We start from the raw sequence: 1250 nt of genomic DNA on the forward strand, positions 1-1250 counted from the left end.
AGTCCCGTTAGTTTGTGAGCGTGACCACGACGTGTGTGAAGCGGGCGTTCAAGTACCGCTTCCATCCGACCGATGCGCAGGCAGCCGAGCTGTCGCGCACCTTCGGATGCGTGCGGAAGGTCTACAACCTGGCACTCGCGGCCCGTACCGAAGCATGGGCGCGTCAGGAACGGGTCAACTACAACGCCACTTCGGCGATGCTGACGACGTGGAAGAAGACCGAGGAACTGGCCTACCTGTCCGAGGTTTCCTCGGTGCCGTTGCAGCAGACGCTTCGGCACTTGCAGACGGCGTTCACCAACTTCTTCGGCAAGCGGGCCAAGTACCCGCGCTTCACATCGCGGAAGAAGTCGCGGAAGTCGGCCGAGTACACCACCAGCGGTTTCCGCTTCCGCGACGGGAGACTGACGCTGGCGAAGATGACCGATCCGCTGGCCATCGTGTGGTCGCGGCCCCTCCCCGAAGGGGCATCGCCGTCCACCGTGACCGTCTCGCAGGACGCGGCGGGACGCTGGTTCGTCTGTCTGCTGTGTGACGACCCGACCGTGAAACCGCTCCCCCGGGCGGATGCGGCGGTCGGTGTGGATGTGGGCCTGGACCACCTGCTGACCCTCTCCACCGGCGAGAAGATCGCCAATCCCCGGCATGAACGCGCCGACCGTGCCCGCCTGGCGAAGGCTCAGCGTTTCCTTGCCCGCAAGGAAAAGGGCGAAGGCGCCAACCGGGCCAAGGCCCGACGCAAGGCAGCCAAGGTCTACGCCCGTATCGCCGACCGACGCCGTGACGGGCTCCACAAGCTGACCACCCGACTCGTTCGTGAAAACCAAACGATCGTGATCGAGGACCTGACCGTACGCAACATGGTCAAGAACCGCACCCTCGCCCGAGCCATCTCGGACGCGAGCTGGAGCGAGTTCCGCTCCATGCTGGAGTACAAAGCCGCTTGGTACGGGCGGGAAGTGATAGCAGTGGACCGCTTCTTCCCCTCCTCCAAGCTGTGCTCCACCTGCGGCACCCTGCAGGACAGGATGCCCCTGAACGTCCGTACCTGGACGTGCGACTGCGGCACGACCCACGACCGGGACGTGAACGCGGCCAGGAACCTTCTGGCGGCCGGGCTGGCCGTGTCTGTCTGTGGAGCTGGTGTAAGACCTCAACGGAGTACTCCGGGCGGGCAGTCGGCGACGAAGCAGAAACCCTCACGGCGCGAGCCGTGAGAATCCCCCTCCTTCAGGAGGGGGAGAAGTCAA

The 1250-nt window shown here is 65.0% G+C and carries 1 protein-coding gene; it reads left to right on the plus strand.

Features of this window, described 5'->3' with window-relative positions:
• Nucleotides 1-20: 20 nt before the first annotated feature.
• Complete coding sequence (locus AC067Z_RS38935) at nucleotides 21-1217, plus strand: RNA-guided endonuclease InsQ/TnpB family protein (RefSeq protein WP_478794366.1); 1197 nt, start codon at nucleotides 21-23, stop codon at nucleotides 1215-1217.
• Nucleotides 1218-1250: the final 33 nt, after the last annotated feature.

The sequence above is a fragment of the Streptomyces sp. NPDC043812 genome, assembly GCF_056436245.1.